This is a genomic window from Pseudomonas sp. MYb60 (assembly GCF_002979555.1).
Taxonomy (GTDB): domain Bacteria; phylum Pseudomonadota; class Gammaproteobacteria; order Pseudomonadales; family Pseudomonadaceae; genus Aquipseudomonas.
Genome location: NZ_PCOZ01000004.1, coordinates 232,629 through 252,447 on the forward strand (window position 1 = coordinate 232,629; position 19,819 = coordinate 252,447).

Genomic DNA, 19,819 nt, shown 5'->3' on the forward strand with positions numbered 1-19,819 from the left:
ATGCCGAACATCGAACTGGCCGTGCAGTTGATTACGGCGATCGCTTACCTGCTGAGTGCCCTGCGCCTGGCCTGCTACACCCGAGGCGATGCGCGGTACCGGCGCAGCATCTCGCTGTTGGCAAGCCTGTTTGGCGCCACGTTGTGCATCTGCGGTCTGGAGATTCTGCTGGAGCGCCAGCCCGCCAGCCTCGGGCAGGCCGCTGCCATCGTGTTGCTCTGCATCCTGATTTTCCGTTCACGCGGCAACGTCGCCGCCCTGTTGAGGCCCAGCGCATGACCACCACCCTTCGCCACGGCGACCGCTCGCAAGCAGTGCTGATGCTGCAAAAGAACCTCAACAAGCACGGTGCCAACCTCTACCCTGATGGTGTGTTCGGCGACGACACTGAATTGGCTGTTCTCGCTTACCAGCTGAAAGTCGGCCTGGTCGTCGATGGCGCCGCCGGCGAAAAGACCCAAACCAGCCTGGCCGGTGGCGACTGCACGCAGCTGCTGCGCAACAATGACCTGGTGGCCGCTGCCGAACGCCTCGACGTTCCGTTGGCGAGCATCTATGCGGTCAATGAAGTGGAATCGAAGGGCAAGGGCTTTCTCGACAACGGCAAGCCGGTGATCCTGTTCGAACGGCACATCATGTACCGCCAGCTCGCCACGGCACGACATGCCGGCGATGACGCGGCCGAACTCAAGCGTCACGCGGACCAGCTCGCCACCGCCAACCCTGCACTGGTCAACCCGAAGCCCGGCGGATACATCGGCGGTACCTCCGAACACCAGCGCCTGGCCATGGCCCGCCTGATCGACGACACAGCCGCACTGGAGTCGGCTTCCTGGGGAGCGTTCCAGATCATGGGCTTTCATTGGAAGCGCCTCGGCTACGCCAGCGTGCAGGCCTTCGTCGCGGCAATGACTGCCGGCGAATCGCAGCAGCTCGACGCCTTCACCCGCTTCATCGAAACCGACCCGGTGCTGCACAAGGCGCTGAAGGGCCGCAAATGGGCCGAGTTCGCCAGGCTCTACAACGGGCCGGATTATCTGCGGAACCTCTACGACACCAAGCTCCAGCGCGCCTACGAGCGGCACGCGGCCTGCGAGTGTGGCAAAGGAGTGGCGGCATGATCGACTTCAAAGCGCTGCAAAAGCTGCAGGTAAGTGACGGTGACCTGCTGGTGGTACCGGAGTCGACCGAACAAAGCGATATGGAGTTGTTGGCCGAAGCCATCCAGATCATGAACGGCGCACGGGCCGTAATCGTGCGCGGCCCGATCAAACAGCTCGATACCGCCGACATGAACAAGCTCGGCTGGTACCGCGCGTGAGCACGTTGCGCCAGGCCCTGTATGGCCTCGCGTTGCTCGGCGCCCTGGTGCTGCTGATCTGGGTCCAAGAAACACGCATCGACGTCGCTGAAGGCAAAACCGAACGGGCGCGAGATGCGGCCAAGACCGCCCGCGATGACGCCGATCGCAACCTGAAAACCGCCAATACCCTCGCCGACAGCCTGAAACAGGAACGCAATGCACAGAGCACCCTGCGCGCCCAACAGGATCAGTTGCGCCAAAGCCTGGCCAAACGCGAGCGAACAATAGAGGAGCTGAAACGTGAAAATGACGACCTTCGGAAATGGGCTGATCATCCTTTGCCTGACGCTGCTCGCCGGCTGCGCGAGCGCCCCGCCCTCACCGGCGCCGCAGCTTATCGTGACTGGCTGTCCGGCCGTAGTGCCGTGCCACCTGCCGGCGACAAGCCCGCTCAATAACGGTGACCTCCTGACCGACGAAGACCGCGCCGAAGCCGCTTGGGCTGACTGCGCGGCGCAAGTCGACATGGTCTACAAACACCAGCAGGCCAACCCATGAATAAGCCGGAAAGCCTGCGCGCCCACCTCCTGGCCACCGTCGCCGAGTTCAAGCACAACCCCGACCGTCTGCTGATTTTCATCGATAACGGCAAGGTCCGCTGCACTGCTGCCCAAACCCTGTCGTTCGAATACAGCTTTGATCTGCAGATCATCCTTACCGAGTTCGCCGGCCATCCCGACAGCGTGATCCTGCCGATTCTAGGTTGGCTGAGCGTCAACCAGTCCGAGCTGCTGGAAAACTTCGACAAGGTCAAAGACGGCATCCAGTTCGAAGCCGACATCCTGGACAAGAACAAGGTGGACCTCAGCATTACCCTGCCGCTGACGGAACGGGTTGTGGTCGGAGAGGATGACCAAGGCAACACCACCGTGAAGCATCCGAACGAACCGCAGTACGTGGCGGGCTACCTCGATCCGAACTGGAAGCCTGGAGCCCAGGGCAACACCAGTGAGTGGAGAGTGTCTGGTGGCGAATAACCTGGAAGCGCTGGAAACCTGGGCGGCGGTGCTGCTGGATCGGCTGGAGCCAGGGGAGCGCGGCAAATTGGCTCGGAGCATTGGGCAAGAGCTGCGGCGCAGTCAGCAAAAGCGCGTGATGGCTCAGGAGAACCCGGACGGGAGCAAGTTCGCACCAAGGAAGAAGCGGGACTTGCGAGGTAAACAAGGCAGGATTCGCAGAAAACTGGCGATGTTCCAAAAGCTAAGGAAGGGGGTGTATCTGAAGGCTACGGGCGATGGTAACGCCATCAGCGTTGGATTCACCGGAAGGGTTGCGCGGATCGCGCGAGTCCACCAATACGGGTTGATGGATCGCGCAGAACGTAACGCTCCAAAGGTCAAATACGATCAGCGAGAGGTACTAGGCTTTACAAACACTGACCTTGATCTAATTCGTGATGGTTTACTTGCTCACTTAACTACTTAGAAATTGACTTTCTATGCAAATAAGGCAGCAAAAATATTTCCCCACTCTCTCTTGTGTCTTCGACGGACAGTTGAAGCTCATCCACACTACCATCGAATGAACAGACAAACTTACTAGTAACTTTCACATCATCAGGCTCCCCAATATATGAAACACTAAAATCTTCAAGCAATACCAGGTACGCATAAAGTTTATCTAAAGTACTTCGGATAGCTTTTTGAAAAGGCTGGAATGCAAGAAAAACCTGGCTTCCTGCTATCACTCGCATATTCAACAGTGCTTCTCTGAACCCGCTATATACCTCCATAAAATCTTTTAGCTTAACACGGTAAGCTGCGGCCTCTGTAAGACGCCACCTCTCACTTTCAGTCGTGTGTTCAATTTGCTCTTTCGTAAGCATCATACGCTCATGATCGCCTATAGGGAGCCGCAGTTTTAAAAGCGCTCTCACAGTCGCATGACTATGAAAAACGAGCGTTTTCGCAGCTTCGTAGGACTCCTTCCCAACCAAATCTCGTTTCCAAATTCTCAAACCGTAGATTGCGATACTTGCAGTGATAACTGCCGCAACTGTCACTACTACATCCCGCGCAATGGTGACGTACGTTCCAACCAAGACCGGGTTAATTTCCATGACAATGCTCCATTTTTTATCAAACGCCCATAACAGCGCATAGTGCATAAACCGCTGCAACAACTCCATAAAAAATGCACCGGCTTGTACTGATGAGATTTACAACGCCACAAAGCTGTACTACCACGCGCGTGGCGCCACCATCTGTGCCATGAACGACTTCGCCGCCCTCTCCCGCATGCTCGAAAACCTCATCCGCTTCGGCGTCATCGCCGCCGTACAGATGGAGCCCCCGCGCGTGCAGGTTAAAACCGGTGCATTGGACACCGCTTGGCTGCCATGGCTCGCACTGCGCGCTGGGGCAGATCAGGAGTGGGACCCGCCCACCGTGGGTGAACAAGTAATCCTGCTCAGCCCATCCGGCCAGATCGCCAATGGCGTCGTCGTAACCGGCCTGTTCAGCGACCACATCCCTGCGAACGGCAACCGTGCCGGCCTCCACCGCCGAACCTACGCCGACGGCGCGGTGATCGAGTACGACAGCGTCGCCCATCACCTGAACGCCACCCTGCCCGAAAGCGGCACCACCAGCCTGGTCAGCAAGGGCGGAATCAACATCATCGGGCCGATTAATCACCAGGGCGATTACAACCAAACAGGCAATCAGAACGTAGTTGGCCGAGTAGACGTTTCAGAAGACGTGGTCGCGGCGGGTGTCAGCCTGGTCAATCACCTGACCTCTGGCGTAAAGCAAGGCGACGATCAGTCCGGGAGGCCTGTGCCAACATGAACCGAGAAACTGGCGCCGCCATCACCGATCTAGGCCACATCGGCCAAAGCATCGAAGACATCCTCACCACCCGCATCGGTACCCGAATCATGCGCCGCGAATACGGCAGCCTGCTGCCCGAGCTGGTGGACCATCCCTTCAACGACGCCACGCGCCTACGCGTTTACGCTGGCACAGTCATGGCGTTGATGCGTTGGGAGACCCGTATCAGCCTCAGTCGCGTGCAGTTCCTCGGCGCGAACCTGCAAGGGCAGTCCGTGCTCGATCTGGAGGGCTCCGTCGTCGACACCAATGAACCCTTTAGCCTGAGCCTGCCACTGCAACTGGGGGGAAGCGTATGAATTCCTTTGCCGCGATTGACCTCAGCCAGCTCCCGGCGCCGCAGATCGTCGAGCAGATCGACTTCGAATTGATCCTGGCCGAGCGCAAGGCCTACATGATCAGCCTGTGGCCGATCGAGGAACAGGAGCAGATTGCAGCGCGCCTCGACATGGAATCGGAACCCCTGGCAAAGCTGCTGCAGGAGAACGCCTACCGCGAAACCATCTGGCGTCAGCGGGTGAATGAGGCGTCCATGGCGAACCTGCTGGCCTTTGCCAAAGGCCCCGATCTGGATCAACTGGCTGGCAATTTCAACGTACAGCGCCTGGTGGTTCAGGAAGCCAAACCCATGGCGGTCCCGCCCCTCGCGCGGATTATGGAAAGCGACGACAGCTTGCGCGAACGGGCGCAAATGGCCTGGGAGGGCTTGAGCACCGCCGGCCCGCGCCAGAGCTACATATTCCACGCTCGAGGCGCTGACGGCCGTGTTGCCGATGCCACGGCCGAAAGCCCATCACCGGCTGTGGCGGTTGTTACCGTGCAGGCGCTGCTAGGCGACGGCAGCGCGTCTGGCGACCTGGTCAACGTCGTCAAAAAACACCTGAGCGACGATGACCGCCGGCCCGTTGCCGACCGCCTCACAGTCCAGGGCGCGGAGATCATCCGTTACGCGGTTAAAGCCAAGCTGTACCTGCTGACCAGCGGCCCCGAGTCAGAGCCAATCCTTGCGGCAGCCGAACAGCGCCTGCTGGCATACGTCCACCAACGTCGACGCCTCGCAATGGAGGTGTCGGAATCAGCGCTGCACGCTGCGTTGTTCGTCGAGGGGGTTCGTAAAGTTGAGCTGGAAGACTGGGTCGATATCGTCGCCACCAAAGAACAGGCGCCCTACTGCACCGGTGTGGCCATCACGCGGGGCGTTGAATAATGGGCGCCCAGCAGCTACTGCCGAACAACTCCACGTCACTTGAGCGCCAGGCTGCTCAGGCCCTCGCGCACATTCAGCGCGTACCGATCCCGCTGAGAACGCTCTGCAACCCGAACACCTGCCCGGTGGTGGCACTGCCCTACCTGGCCTGGGCCTTCTCCGTCGACCGCTGGGACAGCAACTGGAGCGAAGCCACTAAGCGCGCCGCCATTCGGTCATCCCGCTACATCCACGCGCACAAAGGCACGATCGGCGCCCTGCGCCGTGTGGTTGAGCCCCTGGGCTACCTGATCGAGGTGGTGGAGTGGTGGCAGACCGTACCGGAAGGCGTGCCCGGCACCTTTGCATTGAAGGTAGGCGTGCTGGACACCGGCATCACCGAAGAAATGTACCTGGAGCTGACCTGGCTGATCGATGACGCCAAGCCGCTCACCCGCCCACTGATCGGCCTTGCCATCAGCCTCGAAAGCACCGGCACGGTGTACGTCGGGGCCTGTGTGTCCGAAGGCGACGAACTGAGCGTTTACCCACCGACCCAGAGCGATATCGACGTTAGCGGCGTGTACCGCCTCAGTGGCCGCGAACACCATATCGACACGATGGACATCTACCCATGACCGACCAAAACACCAAGTTCTACGCGATCCTCACCGCTGTTGGCGAAGCCAAGCAAGCGAACGCCGCAGCCCTGGGAACGGCCTGGACCTTTGCGCAGATGGCTGTGGGGGATGCCAATGGCACCGACCCTATCCCCAGTCGCACCCAAACCAAGCTGATCAACGAGCTGCGGCGTGCGCCGCTGAATCAGGTGAAAGTCGATCCGGCAAACGCCAGCGTGATCATCGCCGAACAGATAATCCCGGAAAGTGTCGGCGGTTGGTGGGTACGCGAGCTTGCGCTCTACGACACCGATGGCGATATGGTCGCGGTCGCCAACTGTGCGCCGACGTACAAGCCGCTACTCGCCCAGGGTTCCGGTCGGACGCAGGTGATCCGAATCAACCTAATCGTCAGCAGCACGAGCAACATCGAACTGAAGATTGACCCGAGCGTTGTTTTAGCGACTCGCGAATACGTTGATACATCTGTCATCGACGCTCTGGCGAAGCTGGACTTCAAGCACTCCGTACTGGTGGCTACGACGGCGAACATCGTCCTGAGCGGCATTCAGACCATCGACGGAGAACTGCTGACAGCTGGCGCCCGCGTTCTGGTGAAGGATCAGGCGCAGGCCAAAGACAACGGGATTTACGTTGTGCCTGCGGCGGGGATTTGGAGGCGCGCGCAGGATGCTGATGCCAGCGGCGAGGTGACACCCGGTCTACTGGTCAGTGTAGAAAAAGGCACGGTCAGCGGTGACAGCGTCTGGCAATTAGTGACAGACGCACCGATTGTTCTGGGCACAACCGCACTTACATTTGAAATGGTTGCAGGGCGCACCGGCGTCACTGCCGGCACTTTCAAAAGCGTAACTGTCGACAAATACGGACGCGTCGTTGCTGCGACCAACCCAACCAATTTGGCGGGCTATGGCATTGAACTCGCTACACAGGCGGAAGCTGAAGCACAGTCAGACCAGGACAACACCAAGCCGATGACGGCCTTGCGGGTTTGGCAAGCAATTGTCGCGCGTGTTACCCAAGCGACCGAAACATCATTTGGATGGGCCAAGGTTGCAACGCAAACTCAGACCAACAGTGGTAGCGATGACACTGCCTTCATTACTCCCAAAAAGTTCTCGACCGCTCTTGCAGCACTGATCGTCCAGGCTACTGAACTTATTTCTGGAATTGCCAGAGTTGCCACTCAAGTCCAAGTAAACGCAGGGACCGACGATGCCACATTCGTGACCCCGAAAAAGTTGCGGACTGGCTTCTCAATTTCTCTGGCGGCAAATGGATACGTCATGTTCCCGACTTGGCTGGGTGGACTGATCGTTCAGTGGGGGTGGGCGAATGTCGGTGATGACGCCATCGTTGCCGTTCCTTTGCCTATGGCGTTCCCAAGTACCTTTTTTGCTGCATTTGCTACTCCCCAGTCACCTAACGCGGTAACCGGATCCGGCAACCTGAGTGCAACAGCCCATCGCACCAACCTTTCCACCATAACTGTAGGTATGAACGTCGGCACCGGATCGGGTTTCACTGTGGCAGGGGTGAGCTGGTGGGCGCTCGGCGTCTAGTCGAAACCCAGCACCTATCGAATCAAGCGCCTTGGAGAGGATTTAAGATGAAACGCCTATACAGCAAAACCACGCTTACAACTTACCTGGTAGGAGCTCACACCGATATTCCGGGGGATGCTGTTCCAATTACTGAAGAACTTTACCTTGCAACCATAGGTAACCCAGCTCCCGGGACGATTCGTGAACACGACGAAAATGGATTGCCTTACTTAGTTTTAGCCCCTGAACGTCCGGTGGTCATCAGCGCAGCCCAGGTTGATATCGAGCGAGATCGCCGAATTGACGCTGGCGTGACCTTTGACGACGTGTTGTATCAGTCAAAAACTACTGACCGGGAAAACATTGCAGGCGCGGCCCAGATGGCATTCATGGCAGTGGTCGGCGGCGCTCAACCCGGCAACCTGCGCTGGTCGAACCCGGACCAGGACTTCGCCTGGATCTGTGCTGAAAACACCCTGGTACCGATGGACGCGCAGACAGTTGTGGAGTTCGGACGAACCGCCGCGCTGCGGAAATCGGACCTGATCTACGCGGGTCGAACACTGAAGGATATGCCGGAGATCCCGGAAAACTACACCGACGACGCGTGGTGGCCGGCGTGAGCAAATTCCTGAACACCCTCAAGACCGAGCAGGACGGCAAGTGGGACCGCACCCTGCTGGCGGAGCTGTCGCTCCAGGACGATGACCACGGACTGATCACTGTCCCTGCCGGCTTCAGAACCGACTTCGCCAGCATCCGGTTCCTGCACAACATTTTCCTGTTCGTGCTGTACGCACTGCTCGCCGGTTACGGCAACTACGCCGCCACCGTGCACGACTGGCTCTACACCACCGGCCCTCTCACTCGTAAACAGGCCGACGCGGTGCTGTACCGTGGCCTGCGTGCCGAGGGAATTGCACGCTGGCGAGCCTGGCTGTTTTGGGCCGGTGTCCGGATAGGTGGCGGCAAACGCTACAAGATCAATCCCGCCTGACCATCTGCCACCTGTAACCCCATCCCCTACAAGTGCCACCGCTCGCCCATCCGGCGCGCGCGCGGCAGCCTGTGCACTGTCATTCCATCACAGCGCAGGCAACCACCCATGGCCGGTTCAGACTATCTCCACGGCGTGCGGGTTCTCGAACTCAACGACGGCACCCGCCCTATTCGCACCATCGCAACCGCAGTCATCGGCCTGGTATGTACGGCTGAAGATGCGGACCCGCTCGCTTTCCCGCTGGACACCCCTGTCCTGCTGACCAATGTGCAAACCGCCATCGCCAAAGCCGGCGTGAAAGGCACCCTGGCGAAGAGCCTGCAAGCCATCGCCGACCAGACCAAGCCCTACACCATCGTGGTGCGAGTGAAGGAAGGCGCAGACGCAGCTGCTACCACCACCGCCCTGATCGGCACCACCACCGCTGACGGCAAATACACCGGCATGAAAGCCCTGCTCGCAGCCAAGGCCCGTGTGGGCATGACGCCGCGCATTCTCGGTGTGCCAGGCCTCGACAGTCAGCCAGTGGCCACCGCCCTGGTATCGATTGCCCAGGACCTGCGCGGCTTCGCCTATGTCAGCGCGTGGGACTGCAAAACCAAGGAAGAGGTGGTCGCCTACCGCGAAAACTTCGGCGCCCGTGAGGTCATGGTGATCTGGCCAGAGTTCCAGAACTGGGACACGGTCACCAGCGCGACCGTTACCGCATCGGCGGTGGCACGAGCCCTGGGCCTGCGAGCCAAGATCGACAAGGAAACCGGCTGGCACAAGACACTCTCCAACGTCGCGGTCAACGGCGTGACAGGCATCAGCGCCGATGTGTTCTGGGACCTGCAAAACCCGGCTACCGACGCCAACTACCTCAACAGCAACGAGGTCACCACCCTGATCAACGAGGGCGGTTTCCGCTTCTGGGGCAGCCGCACGTGCAGCGACGATCCGCTGTTCGCGTTCGAAAACTACACCCGTACCGCGCAGATCATCGCCGACACGATGGCCGAGGCGCACATGTGGGCCATGGACAAGCCCATGCACGCGTCCCTGGTCAAAGACATCATCAATGGGATCAACGCCAAGTTCCGCGAGCTGATTGCCCAGGGTTACCTGATCGGCGGACAGTGCTGGTACCCGGAAGACATCAACGATAAGGACACCCTCAAGGCCGGCAAGCTGACCCTCGACTACGACTACACCCCGGTGCCGCCCCTGGAAGACCTCACGTTGCGTCAGCGAATCACCGACCGTTACCTGATGCAGTTCGCCGCCGCAATCGCTGCTTAAACCGGGCCTCCCCGTGAGGGGAGTTAACCCCGTGCCATAACCCCGGAGACCCCCGCCATGGCCATGCCTCACAAACTGAAAAACATGAACCTGTTCAACGATGGCGGCAGCTACGCAGGCAAGGTCAAGACCGTCACCCTGCCCGCCTTGGGCCGCAAGATGGAGGCCTGGCGCGCCGCCGGCATGAATGGCCCGGTCAAGGCTGACCTGGGCATGTCCGACGACGGCATCCAGCTGGAATGGAAGCTGGGCGGCCTGGACCTGATCGTGCTCAAGCAATTCGGCGCGGTCAACGCAGCGGGTATTCCCCTGCGTTTCGCCGGTGCCTTCCAGCAGGACGACACCGGTGAAATCAGCGCCGTAGAGGTGACCGTTCGCGGCCGTCACGAAACCATTGAAATGGGTGACGCCACACCAGGTGAAGACACCGAGCACTCCGTCACCACCACTTGCACCTACTACAAGCTGACCGTCGACAACGAAGACATCATCGAAATCGACCTGCTGAACTTCATCGAAAAGGTCGGCGGCGTCGACATGCTGGAGAAACAGCGCAGCGCCATCGGCCTTTGATCGCCGGCATTGATCGTTAACCGCATACCTTCATCAACAGGAGCTTTCCCATGAAAACCGCAGCGACCGAAAAACCAGACGTACAACCGCTGGCCGACGACAACACCGTCATCCTCGACACGCCGATCCGCCGTGGCACGACCAGCATTGACAGCATCACCCTGCGCAAACCCAACTCCGGTGAGCTGCGCGGCGTGAGCCTGGCGGAGCTACTACAGATGGACGTCAACGCTTTGATCAAGGTGTTGCCACGCATCAGTTCGCCGACTCTCACCACCATTGAAGTCACGTCCATGGATCCAGCCGACCTGGTTGCACTCAGCACGAAGATCACCGGTTTTTTGCTACAGAAATCGACGAAGACGGACGCATCCCTCGCTGCGTAGAGGAGGCCATGGCTGACCTGGCCGTGGTTTTTCACTGGGCACCGGCTGATATGGATCAGTTGGGCCTGCAAGAACTGACGGACTGGCGCGAGCGTGCCAGGGTGCGGAGTTCCACCGATGGCAAATGATCTGCGGCTACAGGTGGTGCTTGATGCCATCGACAAAGCTACCCGCCCGTTGAAGCAAATCAACAATGGCAGCCTTGAAACTGCCCGTGCACTCAAGGCCGCTCGCGACCGCCTGAAGGAACTCAACACCCAGCAGAAAGACGTCGGTGCCTGGCGGGCTCAGCGCGCAGCTGCCGAACAGACTGGTACTGCGCTTACCGCCGCTCGCGAAAAGGTCAAATCTCTCAGCCAGCAGTTTTCCGCTACCGGCGCGCCGACCAGGGCGATGACACGGGAATTTCAATCGGCGGTGCGCGAGGCCACAAAGCTCAAGCAGCAGCACCAGCAGCAAAGCGTGCAGTTGCAAGGCCTTCGGTCGAAGCTCTATGACGCCGGCATCAGTACCAAGAACCTGGGCAACCACGAACGCCAGCTGCGGGAGCAGATGAGCGCTGCCAACGCCAGTATCAGCGAACAAACCAAACGCCTCACCGCGCTGAGCGCCCGCCAGAAGCGAATGGCCGAAACCCGTAGCGCATATGATAAGGGCAAGCAGTTCGCGGGCAACGCGGCGGTGGCCGGCGGTTCCAGTCTGGGTGTGGCATATGCAGCCAGCCGCCCGATCATCGGTGTGGTAAAGGAATACGTCGACTTTGAAAGCGCCATGATGGGCGTCGCCAAACAGGTCGACGGCGCACGGGACGACAACGGCAAACTCACCGCCACCTACTACGAGTTTGCGGACGCAATCAAAGCGGCCAGTAACGAAATGCCCATCGCAACCACCGAGTTCGCCGCTCTGGTCGAAGCACAGGCCCGGGCCGGTATCCAGGGTAAGGAAAACCTGCTGACCATGGCGAAGGTATCGGCCACCGCTGCGGTGGCCTTCGACCTGCCGGCGGAGCAGGTGGGCGAGGACATGGGCCGGATCGCCGGCTTGTACAAGGTGCCGATCAAGAACATCTCGGCGCTGGGTGATGCGCTCAACTACCTGGACGACAACACCCGCTCCAAGGGTGGCGACATCATCGAAACCCTGACCCGCATGAGCGATGTGGCCGACAAGCTCGACTACCGCAAGGCAGCAGCGTTGGGCAGTACCTTTCTGTCGCTTGGCTCAGCCCCCGAAGTTGCGGCGAGCGCGTCCAGGGCTATGGTCCGCGAACTGTCCATCGCCACCATGCAGGGCAAGAAGTTTCAGGAAGGCATGTCCATGGTTGGACTTGATTCAAAAGCCGTCCAGAGCGGCATGAGCAAGGACGCCATGGGCACGCTGATGGGTGTTCTTGATCGCATCAAAAAACTGTCGCCTGAACAGCAGACAGAAGTATCTACGCGGATTTTCGGGAAAGAGTTCGGTAAAGACGCGGGCAAGCTGGTCAACAACCTGGACGAGCTGAAACGTCAACTCGACCTGGTCAACGACACCGCCGGTAACGGCTCCATGCAGCGCGAAATGGACATCCGTGCAGACGCGATAGAAGGCCGCTGGCAGGTGCTGCAAAATAAGTTGTTCAACACCAAGAGCGGCGCAGGTGAATCTGTGCGGGCAACCATGGTCGACGTCATGGACGCCGTCGGCGGGGTGCTGGACAAGGTCAACGCATGGGTCAAAGCCAACCCGACGTTGACTGCAACGCTTCTGAAAATCGTAGCCAGCGTGGCGCTGTTATCAGCGGTATTCGGCGGGCTGGCCCTCACGCTCGCCGGCATCCTGGGGCCGTTCCTGTTCCTGCGGTTCGGCCTGGCCATGTTCGGCATTAAACTCCCGGGCATCATCGGTATCTTCAAAGTATTCGGCACGGTGCTGCGAACGCTGGGCGGCATTCTGATCGGCCCGCTAGTGACCGCTCTGCGCGCAGTCGGCATTGCGCTGTGGGGCCTTTCCGCCAATCCGATTGTCCTGGTCATTGCTGCCGTTGTCGCGGCACTGGCTGGCGGCGCGTACTTGATTTACAAAAACTGGGACGCGGTGAAGAACTACTTCGCCAACGCCTGGACCGAAATCAAGGCGGGGTTCAGCGGTGGAATAGCCGGCATAATCACCACCCTGGTCAACTTTAGTCCGCTTGGGCTGCTGTACCAGGCCTTCGCCGGTGTGCTGAGTTATTTGGGTGTTGACCTGCCGAGCCGCTTCACCGAGTTCGGCGGCATGATCGTCAACGGCTTGATCAATGGGCTGACGGCAGGGCTCGGTGCCGTCAAGGACGCCATAGGTTCGATCGGCGAAGCCAGTATTGGTTGGTTCAAGGAAAAGCTAGGCATCCACAGCCCATCGCGGGTGTTCGCAGAGCTGGGCGGATTCACCATGGCCGGCCTGACACAGGGCCTCGAAGGTGGACAGAAAGGCCCGCTGGACGCCCTGACCACCATTGGCAAGCAAATGACAGCGGCGGGCACGCTGGCTCTGGGCGCAACTGCAATGCCAGCTTTTGCTGTGGACACCGCACCGCCCATCAGCAGCTCGCCCTCAGCAGCGGTTTACGACAGCCACGACACCTACGAAATCAGTATCACCGCAGGGCCCGGCACCGACATGCAAAGCCTGGAAAAGAGCGTGCGCGCGATGATGGCCCGTATCGAAAACGAAAAGAAGGCGCGTCAGCGCAGCAAACTCTCTGACCTGGAATAAACACCATGATGATGGCCCTCGGCATGTTCGTGTTCAGCCTCCACACCGCCGCATACCAGGAGCTGCAACGCCAAACCGATTGGCGCCATGCCAGCAACAACCGCATTGGTGCAGCGCCCGCGCGGCAATTCGTTGGCCGTGGCGAAGACGCCATCACCCTCCCCGGCATCCTCTTCCCCGAACTGGCCGGCACAGCCCTAAGCCTCGACTCCCTACGCCTGATGGCAAACACCGGCAAGGCCTGGCCCATGGTCGAGGGCACCGGGCGGATCTACGGACTGTGGGTGATCGAAAGCCTCAGCGAAACCAGGACCATATTTTTCCCCGACGGTACGGCGCGGCGCATAGAGTTCACCCTGAGCCTGAAGCGTACGGACGATGACCGCATCGACCTGCTCGGCGCCGGTACCAGCATCGGCGTCAATATCCTGCGGGGCCTGCTGTGATCGAGCCAATCATTGCCAAGGTCACTGGTTACCTGCGCAACACCGCAGAGCGCTACGTACGGGACGCGTCCTATCCGGTGCCGGCCTTCCGGCTCGCCGTCGACGGCCTGGACATTGCCCAAATAATCAGCCCGCGGCTGATGAGCCTGGAGCTGACCGACAACCGCGGCGTCGAGGCCGACCAACTCAGCATCACCCTCAGCGACCATGACGGCTTGCTGACAATTCCGCCGAAGGGCGCGGTTGTCCGGTTGTGGCTTGGCTGGAGCGACACCGGCCTGGTGGACAAAGGCACCTACACCGTCGACGAAACCGAACACAGCGGCGCACCGGACGTACTCAGCATCCGCGCTCGATCGGCAGATCTGCGCAAGGGCCTGAAAACCAAGCGCGAGCGCAGCTGGAGCAATACCACCCTCGGCGACGTCCTGGGCGATATCGCCATCGGCAACGGGCTCACCGCCACCATTTCCGGCGCGCTCGACGGCTTGCCCATCCTGCAGCTCGACCAGGCGAACGAGTCCGACGCAAACTTGATCAGCCGCCTGGGCGAAGAGTTCGACGCGGTGGCTAGCGTTAAAGCCGGCTGCCTGCTGTGCCTGCCGGCGGGTGGCGGAAAGACGGCCAGTGGAATGGACCTACCCCACATCACCCTCACCCGCACCGACGGCGACCAGCACCGCTACCTGCAAGCCGACCGCGACAGCTACGACGGTGTGCGCGCCTATTACTATGACGTGAACAGCGCCAAGAAACAGGAGGCAATCGCCGGCGGCGGCGACAATCTCAAAGATCTGCGACACACCTACAGCGACCAGCAATCCGCACTGCGCGCTGCCCGGGCGGAATTCCGACGCCTGCAACGTGGCAGCGCCACGCTGAGTTACACCCTTGCCATGGGCCGGCCAGATCTGATCCCCGAACTGACGTACACGCTCCAGGGCGTGAAGGCGGAGATCGACGAGATCATTTGGTATGGCGGCAACGTGCAGCACAGCCTTACTGACAGTGGCGGGTACACGGTGAGCCTGGAGCTGGAGAGCAAGCTGCCGGAGGACAATGTCGAAGACCTGGCAGAAGAGAATCGAGGCGATTACACAGGGATCATCGCGTACTACCGCGACCAGAAAACCGGGAAGGATAAGACGATTACGGCGGGGGATCAGGCGAAGGCGAGGCGGTTGAGGTGGTTGTACGCCAGTGAGAAGACAGCCAAGCGAGCTGTGGATCGAGAGTGGAAGAAGATGCAGGAAAATTAAATACGGCTCTGGGTCAGTTGAAAGCGGCCTGACTTCATACCAGGCTACTTTCTGGCAACAATCATCACTTCAAGCGGTGGGCTAACTCAACGACATCTTTGTAGGTACGTAGACGATCCAAATTTTTTCCTGCCGAGTAGAATATTTCATTTTTCCAAGAACCTAGATCAGTACTCATTCGCTGAAAATCAGCACGACTAGAATTGAGCATTTCCAAATAAAATAACGCTATGTCTGCGGGGGAACACAATTTCCGAGTAAACGAGAACGTAACTAGACTGGATTTCTCACGCTCAAACTTTGTAACAGCCGCTTTCCACTTATCATCAACCCAGAGATCAGAATACTCCTCTGCTCTGGAACCTTTGAAAAATACCAAATAAGCCAACCAAAAAAACTGCACCTCGCCACCTATTGTATCTGCAGCACTTTTGACCTGCTTAATATAATTTGTCAACTCACGCAACTCAACCTTAAAATACCTGCTAAGACCTACAATAATAATTTGATTCTCGGTTAACCCTTCAAGGTCACTAACAATCGTATTTTTTTGAGCATGCGCAACTGGCTTTCTATCAAACATATTTTCGACGACCTGACCGGTAATGTTTATACCTACAGAGACGGAACCAATTACTGGGAGATGGTTGCGCACCAAATCAAAAACATCACCATTACTCAGCGAGAATTCAGCGTCAAAGAACCTATTCAAATACTGTTCAGAAGAAAAGCCCTGCCCATATACTGCACGAATAGAGTGAGCCAGCTGCTTCGAGTCGGACGCAATAATAAAGCGACATCCTTCGAGCTCAAAAAAATGCTTGATACGTTCTAGCAACTCAATAGCATAAGTGGGGCGGCAGCGATCAAGCTCATCTATAAATATAAATGCAGGTTTTTTTAATCCCCGATTATCAGCTGCACTCCCCAACCGCTCAATGAGAGCAGTCTTGAACTCCTCAACATGCATTATTGTTTTAGATTGATCGTCAATTAACGATGAAACCAAATCACCCGCCGCTTCAACTGCACCGTCGCTGTCTTTTTCACTAAATAGATCATCAAGATCAACACCCACATACTTCCTGATCAATCCCTTGGCTATTAAAGGCGCAGCTTTTTTTATGATATTGGCACTAAGATCAACGACTCGTCTACCAGCCTCACTTGAAGTAACATCAAGATCATCTTTCGTCTGCTGCTCTATGCAGGTAATTAACGCTAGCAATGGTTCAGCCGAATAATCCGTCTCCCAAGCATTGAACAACACACACACATGGTCTTTACTAAGCTCAGCCTGCCAACGTTCCAAGAAAAACGATTTCCCTGACCCCCATGGGGAGTTGACGTTTAAGACCTTCACATGATCATTTGCCAGCATATACTTCGTCAGAAATTCACTGCTTGGCTTGCGATTCATGAAATCACCAGCCCATACATCCACTTCAATGCCCATATATCCCCCCTGCTTCATAGGTGCAGTTCTTATTGACAAGCCCCGGCGCTTGACCGGGGCCTATTGATTACCCTCTCACCTCTATAAAAACTTCCAACAGTCGCAACACATCCCTTTGCTGCTGGGAGCTGATAAGCCTAAAAATCGCTAGCAATATCATTTCCCGATCGCTAAGGCAGTTCGAATCTACAACTGGCACTTGGCTTTCCGATACACCGCTGTTCTCCATCATGCGAATACTCCTTTCACACGCAACGGGGGCTCGGCGCCTACATGACGCCGTTAAAGACTCCCGGGGAACAGCTAATTTCCATCACGTTTTGCTGTGTCATCGGACAGCAATCAAAAAATTATGTGTTTTGTTACGTCACTGCGCGGGCTTGAATGGGGGCAGCGTCATGTACATGCCGTTCTCGCCCCAGCCTTGCAAGTTGCCACTGGCATCGACAACGTAGTGCTCGTTGAAGTCGCTTTCGGGATCGTCAAGACGCAGCCCACCATCCGGCAGTTTCTTGCCGACATAGTGCTCGGTATTTTTCCCACCGCTGGCAAAGACAGAATCGAGCAGATACTTGCCGTTCTGCTTGTACAGCACCATCACATGCCCCAGCGCACCGTCCTGCATCCAACTACCGATTCTGTTCGGGTAGGCCTTCAAATCTAGAGCCTTCAACGCTTGGTAGTCATTTGCGCTCAAGCCGATCAGCGAGGATCTATAGTCAGGATCGAAACTGGCGTTGGCCCAGTAAGCACCGTCAGATTGCCCTTCTACGCGGAACCCAATGAAGCTTTTGTCAGCCTTGAATTTAGTATCAGCGCGAACGGCTTTTGCTACGTCAGCAAGCTCAGTGTCATTGAGGCGCCGGGGCAACATGACCTCGACCTTGCGAGGCCGTCCCTCGCGAAACTCGTCTTTGGTGATGGTGTAAGTGGAGGGCAAAACGGAGCTTTGAGCAGGCTTCTCCGCAGGCGGTGTCTTGTCAGCGACTTTTTCCTTATTGCCACCTGAACACATCGTGACAGCGCCAGCGATGATGACCAGCAGGATCAGAAGCCCAAACACCTGCTGTGCGACTGTCACTCCGGGATTTTTTACGCCGCAGCTTGGGCAGACCTTTGCGGTGGCGTCGACTGTGTGCTTACACGATTTACAAGGCTTCAACGCCATTGTTCTACTCCCTTAACTTCCATGAAAAAGCCGACCATCTTGGTCGGCGTGACAAATCCAATTCAACGTCTATTCAGTTGCCGACCTTTTTCCCGCTAGCAGACGCGACACTGGCGAACGCTGAAACCATGCGCAGCAAAACCTGCCGGTCAGCATCAGTCACTTGCTCATACATCCCAATGAACTCAAGCACATCGGCGGGAATGCTATCGGCGGCCTGTGGTTTGCGCTCTCCAGTCACCACATAAAGGATATCGACGCCTTTGTCCGCTATCGCAGCTAGGTAGTTTGCGTCCGGGCTCCGATCGCCCTTTTCGTAGTTGTACTGACTATTTTTGGAAGCCCCAGCAACGGCTGAAAATTCAGTCTGGCTGAACCCCAAACGTTCCCTTTCCTCTTTGAGGCGGTCACCAATTCCCACATTTGTCTCCATCAATACTTGACGATCCCACAAACATGGGAAATACTTCACACGTCATCACACGAAACCACACGAAACGAGACTATGCCGAACGCATCCCCTATCGAGCAAGCATGCCAAGAGGCCCGTGACCGTCTCGCACGACTCGGGATATCGGCCAAAGACTGGGCTGAAGAACATGAATTCAACCCTTCGACGGTTTACGCAGTTTTGAACGGACAGAAAAAGTGCTTGCGCGGTGAAGCTCACCGCGCCGCCGTACTGCTCGGTATCAAAGACGGCGTGATTACAAACTAGGGCCTCTGGCTCCAAGGGGAAACCAGAAGATGAAACGCCCAGTTCTAGACAGCAGAAAGAGCGTGGTCATGGCCGTCATTGGCGCCTACCCTCGCGGTCGGCTGTATGCCGCGGCTGACCTCGGTATGCCGCTTAAGAAGTTCGACAACCAGGCCTACGAGAACGCCGGCAGTCGCCCGCTGACCGACGAACACATCCACCGTCTGGAACAGGTCGCCGGCACAACGTTCCTGGCTGATTACATTGCCTCAATGTACGGCGGCATGTTCGTACCGCTGAGCCTCACAGAGAACCTGGACAACGTGGAATTGTATAGCCGCTCGCTCAAGGCCTCGGCCAAGCGCGGCCGGGTCGATCAGATCATGTCTGCGGCTCTGGACGATGGGGTCATTGAAAAGCGTGAAGCCGACGCAATCGTCGCAGCCCTGTTTACTTACATGTCGGCCCGTTACGCCGAGGTGTTTGCGACTATCCAGCTTTACAGCCAGGGAGCTGTCTAGTGAGTACCTACAAACTGGTCTGCCCCCATTGCCACGGCCGCATGCGCATTCGCACTAGCGAAGGCCAGCACATTTTCCTACGTATCGCTTACTTGCAATGCACCAACGAGGCTTGCGGCTTCGTGGCGCGTGCTGAGTTTCAAATGACCCACGAACTAAGCCCCAGCGGCATGCCAAACCCGGCTGTACAGCTACCAGTCGCAGACGTGGTCACTCGCCGCCAGACAATGAAAACCGCCAACGATCAACCCGATCTGCTGGACCAACTGGAAATGGAGCGCGCGTGATGAACCTCGATCAACAGACTCATGACTACCGCAGCAGCATGCAACAAGCTGCTTTCGCTTACCTGCAACGCCATGAGGCAGAACACCTGGTGGATTCCGATCTGTTGTTCGATCGCTGCATTCGCCACCTGACCCTTGCATTGGAAGTGCCCGTGTTCATGGCGCCCAAGCTCGTACACAACGCATGGACTGAACTGCAGGTCATCAAGAAACGCCGCTGGATTGGCATTGACTGGGCCAGTGGTTCAGACAGCACCCGTGTCCTCTTGGTTGACGTTCTCGCCGGCAAAACCTTCCCAATGTCGGCTCGGTTTCTGCCACAGAAACTTCTCGATCAGCGCAGTACCGTACACAAGCCACACCCTCAGTAACGCTCCCTTTTAACCCCCCGCCCTGCCCCGTTCCCAATGGGTTTGGGTGAGCTTTGCCCGCAATCCGAGG

At 57.8% G+C, this 19,819-nt stretch carries 28 protein-coding genes and 1 pseudogene; 25 read left to right on the forward strand and 4 right to left on the reverse strand.

Features of this window, described 5'->3' with window-relative positions:
* The 7 genes and pseudogenes from CQ041_RS08845 (at position 1) to CQ041_RS08870 (ending at position 2,788) form a co-directional block, all read left to right on the forward strand.
* Positions 1 to 279, forward strand: coding sequence for a phage holin family protein (locus tag CQ041_RS08845; RefSeq protein WP_105522410.1), 279 nt, complete (start codon positions 1 to 3; stop codon positions 277 to 279).
* Positions 276 to 1,121, forward strand: coding sequence for an N-acetylmuramidase family protein (locus CQ041_RS08850; protein ID WP_105522411.1), 846 nt, complete (start codon positions 276 to 278; stop codon positions 1,119 to 1,121). Before CQ041_RS08845 ends, CQ041_RS08850 begins: the two co-directional genes overlap by 4 nt.
* Positions 1,118 to 1,321: a hypothetical protein gene (locus tag CQ041_RS08855; RefSeq protein ID WP_105522412.1), complete on the forward strand. Its 204-nt coding sequence runs from the start codon at positions 1,118 to 1,120 to the stop codon at positions 1,319 to 1,321. Before CQ041_RS08850 ends, CQ041_RS08855 begins: the two co-directional genes overlap by 4 nt.
* Positions 1,318 to 1,761, forward strand: coding sequence for an Rz-like lysis system protein LysB (lysB, locus tag CQ041_RS26530; RefSeq protein WP_105522413.1), 444 nt, complete (start codon positions 1,318 to 1,320; stop codon positions 1,759 to 1,761). Before CQ041_RS08855 ends, lysB begins: the two co-directional genes overlap by 4 nt.
* Positions 1,682 to 1,861: pseudogene (gene lysC, locus CQ041_RS26455) on the forward strand (Rz1-like lysis system protein LysC); the annotation flags it as partial. The gene lysB and the pseudogene lysC, both read left to right, overlap by 80 nt.
* The gene (locus CQ041_RS08865) at positions 1,858 to 2,340 is read left to right on the forward strand and encodes a phage tail protein (RefSeq protein ID WP_105522414.1); all 483 of its coding nucleotides are present in this window, start codon (positions 1,858 to 1,860) and stop codon (positions 2,338 to 2,340) included. The pseudogene lysC and the gene CQ041_RS08865, both read left to right, overlap by 4 nt.
* A complete protein-coding gene (locus tag CQ041_RS08870) occupies positions 2,330 to 2,788 on the forward strand; it encodes a phage virion morphogenesis protein (protein ID WP_105522415.1) in 459 nt (152 codons plus the stop codon). The genes CQ041_RS08865 and CQ041_RS08870 overlap by 11 nt, the downstream gene beginning before the upstream one ends.
* On the opposite strand, the gene CQ041_RS08875 is transcribed toward CQ041_RS08870, so the two are convergent.
* Positions 2,781 to 3,491, reverse strand: coding sequence for a hypothetical protein (locus tag CQ041_RS08875; RefSeq protein ID WP_105522416.1), 711 nt, complete (start codon positions 3,489 to 3,491; stop codon positions 2,781 to 2,783). The genes CQ041_RS08870 and CQ041_RS08875 overlap by 8 nt on opposite strands.
* A gap of 82 nt (positions 3,492 to 3,573) precedes the next feature.
* Here CQ041_RS08875 and CQ041_RS08880 point away from each other — a divergent pair, with 82 nt between their 5' ends.
* The 14 genes from CQ041_RS08880 (at position 3,574) to CQ041_RS08945 (ending at position 15,249) form a co-directional block, all read left to right on the forward strand.
* Entirely contained in the window at positions 3,574 to 4,152 is a 579-nt protein-coding gene (locus CQ041_RS08880) for a phage baseplate assembly protein V (protein ID WP_105522417.1), read from the forward strand.
* Entirely contained in the window at positions 4,149 to 4,493 is a 345-nt protein-coding gene (locus CQ041_RS08885; protein WP_105522418.1) for a GPW/gp25 family protein, read from the forward strand. Before CQ041_RS08880 ends, CQ041_RS08885 begins: the two co-directional genes overlap by 4 nt.
* On the forward strand, positions 4,490 to 5,401 hold the full coding sequence (locus CQ041_RS08890; protein ID WP_105522419.1) for a baseplate J/gp47 family protein: 912 nt from the start codon (positions 4,490 to 4,492) through the stop codon (positions 5,399 to 5,401). The genes CQ041_RS08885 and CQ041_RS08890 overlap by 4 nt, the downstream gene beginning before the upstream one ends.
* Positions 5,401 to 6,018 (forward strand): phage tail protein I, encoded by a 618-nt coding sequence (locus tag CQ041_RS08895; protein ID WP_105522420.1) that lies wholly within the window; start codon positions 5,401 to 5,403, stop codon positions 6,016 to 6,018. The genes CQ041_RS08890 and CQ041_RS08895 overlap by 1 nt, the downstream gene beginning before the upstream one ends.
* Positions 6,015 to 7,583, forward strand: coding sequence for a phage tail protein (locus CQ041_RS26535; protein WP_105522421.1), 1,569 nt, complete (start codon positions 6,015 to 6,017; stop codon positions 7,581 to 7,583). The genes CQ041_RS08895 and CQ041_RS26535 overlap by 4 nt, the downstream gene beginning before the upstream one ends.
* Positions 7,584 to 7,630: 47 nt before the next feature.
* Positions 7,631 to 8,188 (forward strand): DUF4376 domain-containing protein, encoded by a 558-nt coding sequence (locus tag CQ041_RS08905; RefSeq protein ID WP_105522422.1) that lies wholly within the window; start codon positions 7,631 to 7,633, stop codon positions 8,186 to 8,188.
* Positions 8,185 to 8,562 carry a DUF1353 domain-containing protein gene (locus CQ041_RS08910; protein ID WP_105522587.1) on the forward strand — a complete coding sequence of 126 codons (378 nt, stop codon included), beginning with the start codon at positions 8,185 to 8,187 and terminating at the stop codon, positions 8,560 to 8,562. Before CQ041_RS08905 ends, CQ041_RS08910 begins: the two co-directional genes overlap by 4 nt.
* Before the next feature lie 108 nt (positions 8,563 to 8,670).
* Positions 8,671 to 9,846, forward strand: a complete 1,176-nt coding sequence (locus CQ041_RS08915) for a phage tail sheath protein (protein ID WP_105522423.1) — start codon at positions 8,671 to 8,673, stop codon at positions 9,844 to 9,846.
* A gap of 57 nt (positions 9,847 to 9,903) precedes the next feature.
* A complete protein-coding gene (locus CQ041_RS08920; protein ID WP_105522424.1) occupies positions 9,904 to 10,419 on the forward strand; it encodes a phage major tail tube protein in 516 nt (171 codons plus the stop codon).
* 50 nt (positions 10,420 to 10,469) lie between these two features.
* A complete protein-coding gene (locus tag CQ041_RS08925; RefSeq protein ID WP_105522425.1) occupies positions 10,470 to 10,805 on the forward strand; it encodes a phage tail assembly protein in 336 nt (111 codons plus the stop codon).
* 8 nt (positions 10,806 to 10,813) lie between these two features.
* Entirely contained in the window at positions 10,814 to 10,933 is a 120-nt protein-coding gene (locus tag CQ041_RS08930; RefSeq protein WP_105522426.1) for a GpE family phage tail protein, read from the forward strand.
* Positions 10,923 to 13,544, forward strand: a complete 2,622-nt coding sequence (locus CQ041_RS08935; RefSeq protein ID WP_105522427.1) for a phage tail tape measure protein — start codon at positions 10,923 to 10,925, stop codon at positions 13,542 to 13,544. The genes CQ041_RS08930 and CQ041_RS08935 overlap by 11 nt, the downstream gene beginning before the upstream one ends.
* Before the next feature lie 5 nt (positions 13,545 to 13,549).
* A complete protein-coding gene (locus tag CQ041_RS08940; protein WP_046035128.1) occupies positions 13,550 to 13,990 on the forward strand; it encodes a phage tail protein in 441 nt (146 codons plus the stop codon).
* Positions 13,987 to 15,249 carry a phage late control D family protein gene (locus CQ041_RS08945; RefSeq protein ID WP_105522428.1) on the forward strand — a complete coding sequence of 421 codons (1,263 nt, stop codon included), beginning with the start codon at positions 13,987 to 13,989 and terminating at the stop codon, positions 15,247 to 15,249. Before CQ041_RS08940 ends, CQ041_RS08945 begins: the two co-directional genes overlap by 4 nt.
* Positions 15,250 to 15,313: 64 nt before the next feature.
* On the opposite strand, the gene CQ041_RS08950 is transcribed toward CQ041_RS08945, so the two are convergent.
* The 3 genes from CQ041_RS08950 to CQ041_RS08960 form a co-directional block, all read right to left on the reverse strand.
* Positions 15,314 to 16,705: a P-loop NTPase fold protein gene (locus tag CQ041_RS08950; protein WP_177429373.1), complete on the reverse strand. Its 1,392-nt coding sequence runs from the start codon at positions 16,703 to 16,705 to the stop codon at positions 15,314 to 15,316.
* Positions 16,706 to 17,072: 367 nt separating this feature from the next.
* On the reverse strand, positions 17,073 to 17,873 hold the full coding sequence (locus CQ041_RS08955; protein ID WP_105522430.1) for a zinc ribbon domain-containing protein: 801 nt from the start codon (positions 17,871 to 17,873) through the stop codon (positions 17,073 to 17,075).
* Positions 17,874 to 17,946: 73 nt separating this feature from the next.
* The gene (locus CQ041_RS08960; protein WP_105522431.1) at positions 17,947 to 18,294 is read right to left on the reverse strand and encodes a helix-turn-helix domain-containing protein; all 348 of its coding nucleotides are present in this window, start codon (positions 18,292 to 18,294) and stop codon (positions 17,947 to 17,949) included.
* 84 nt (positions 18,295 to 18,378) lie between these two features.
* On the opposite strand from CQ041_RS08960, the gene CQ041_RS08965 reads away from it, so the two are divergent.
* The 4 genes from CQ041_RS08965 to CQ041_RS08980 are packed head-to-tail and all read left to right on the forward strand — an operon-like array spanning position 18,379 to position 19,749.
* A complete protein-coding gene (locus tag CQ041_RS08965) occupies positions 18,379 to 18,591 on the forward strand; it encodes a DNA-binding protein (RefSeq protein WP_078049807.1) in 213 nt (70 codons plus the stop codon).
* A gap of 29 nt (positions 18,592 to 18,620) precedes the next feature.
* Positions 18,621 to 19,091: a YmfL family putative regulatory protein gene (locus CQ041_RS08970; RefSeq protein WP_105522432.1), complete on the forward strand. Its 471-nt coding sequence runs from the start codon at positions 18,621 to 18,623 to the stop codon at positions 19,089 to 19,091.
* Positions 19,091 to 19,378 (forward strand): ogr/Delta-like zinc finger family protein, encoded by a 288-nt coding sequence (locus CQ041_RS08975; protein WP_105522433.1) that lies wholly within the window; start codon positions 19,091 to 19,093, stop codon positions 19,376 to 19,378. Before CQ041_RS08970 ends, CQ041_RS08975 begins: the two co-directional genes overlap by 1 nt.
* Positions 19,378 to 19,749, forward strand: a complete 372-nt coding sequence (locus CQ041_RS08980; RefSeq protein ID WP_105522434.1) for a hypothetical protein — start codon at positions 19,378 to 19,380, stop codon at positions 19,747 to 19,749. Before CQ041_RS08975 ends, CQ041_RS08980 begins: the two co-directional genes overlap by 1 nt.
* Positions 19,750 to 19,819 lie beyond the last annotated feature (70 nt).

Coding starts and splice junctions, on each gene's coding strand:
- CQ041_RS08845 (WP_105522410.1), top strand. CDS start 1: ATGCCGAACATCGAACTGGCCGTGCAGTTGATTACGGCGATCGCTTAC.
- CQ041_RS08850 (WP_105522411.1), top strand. CDS start 276: ATGACCACCACCCTTCGCCACGGCGACCGCTCGCAAGCAGTGCTGATG.
- CQ041_RS08855 (WP_105522412.1), top strand. CDS start 1,118: ATGATCGACTTCAAAGCGCTGCAAAAGCTGCAGGTAAGTGACGGTGAC.
- CQ041_RS08865 (WP_105522414.1), top strand. CDS start 1,858: ATGAATAAGCCGGAAAGCCTGCGCGCCCACCTCCTGGCCACCGTCGCC.
- CQ041_RS08875 (WP_105522416.1), bottom strand. CDS start 3,491: ATGGAGTTGTTGCAGCGGTTTATGCACTATGCGCTGTTATGGGCGTTT.
- CQ041_RS08880 (WP_105522417.1), top strand. CDS start 3,574: ATGAACGACTTCGCCGCCCTCTCCCGCATGCTCGAAAACCTCATCCGC.
- CQ041_RS08885 (WP_105522418.1), top strand. CDS start 4,149: ATGAACCGAGAAACTGGCGCCGCCATCACCGATCTAGGCCACATCGGC.
- CQ041_RS08890 (WP_105522419.1), top strand. CDS start 4,490: ATGAATTCCTTTGCCGCGATTGACCTCAGCCAGCTCCCGGCGCCGCAG.
- CQ041_RS08895 (WP_105522420.1), top strand. CDS start 5,401: ATGGGCGCCCAGCAGCTACTGCCGAACAACTCCACGTCACTTGAGCGC.
- CQ041_RS26535 (WP_105522421.1), top strand. CDS start 6,015: ATGACCGACCAAAACACCAAGTTCTACGCGATCCTCACCGCTGTTGGC.
- CQ041_RS08905 (WP_105522422.1), top strand. CDS start 7,631: ATGAAACGCCTATACAGCAAAACCACGCTTACAACTTACCTGGTAGGA.
- CQ041_RS08915 (WP_105522423.1), top strand. CDS start 8,671: ATGGCCGGTTCAGACTATCTCCACGGCGTGCGGGTTCTCGAACTCAAC.
- CQ041_RS08920 (WP_105522424.1), top strand. CDS start 9,904: ATGGCCATGCCTCACAAACTGAAAAACATGAACCTGTTCAACGATGGC.
- CQ041_RS08925 (WP_105522425.1), top strand. CDS start 10,470: ATGAAAACCGCAGCGACCGAAAAACCAGACGTACAACCGCTGGCCGAC.
- CQ041_RS08930 (WP_105522426.1), top strand. CDS start 10,814: ATGGCTGACCTGGCCGTGGTTTTTCACTGGGCACCGGCTGATATGGAT.
- CQ041_RS08935 (WP_105522427.1), top strand. CDS start 10,923: ATGGCAAATGATCTGCGGCTACAGGTGGTGCTTGATGCCATCGACAAA.
- CQ041_RS08940 (WP_046035128.1), top strand. CDS start 13,550: ATGATGATGGCCCTCGGCATGTTCGTGTTCAGCCTCCACACCGCCGCA.
- CQ041_RS08950 (WP_177429373.1), bottom strand. CDS start 16,705: ATGGGCATTGAAGTGGATGTATGGGCTGGTGATTTCATGAATCGCAAG.
- CQ041_RS08955 (WP_105522430.1), bottom strand. CDS start 17,873: ATGGCGTTGAAGCCTTGTAAATCGTGTAAGCACACAGTCGACGCCACC.
- CQ041_RS08965 (WP_078049807.1), top strand. CDS start 18,379: ATGCCGAACGCATCCCCTATCGAGCAAGCATGCCAAGAGGCCCGTGAC.
- CQ041_RS08970 (WP_105522432.1), top strand. CDS start 18,621: ATGAAACGCCCAGTTCTAGACAGCAGAAAGAGCGTGGTCATGGCCGTC.
- CQ041_RS08980 (WP_105522434.1), top strand. CDS start 19,378: ATGAACCTCGATCAACAGACTCATGACTACCGCAGCAGCATGCAACAA.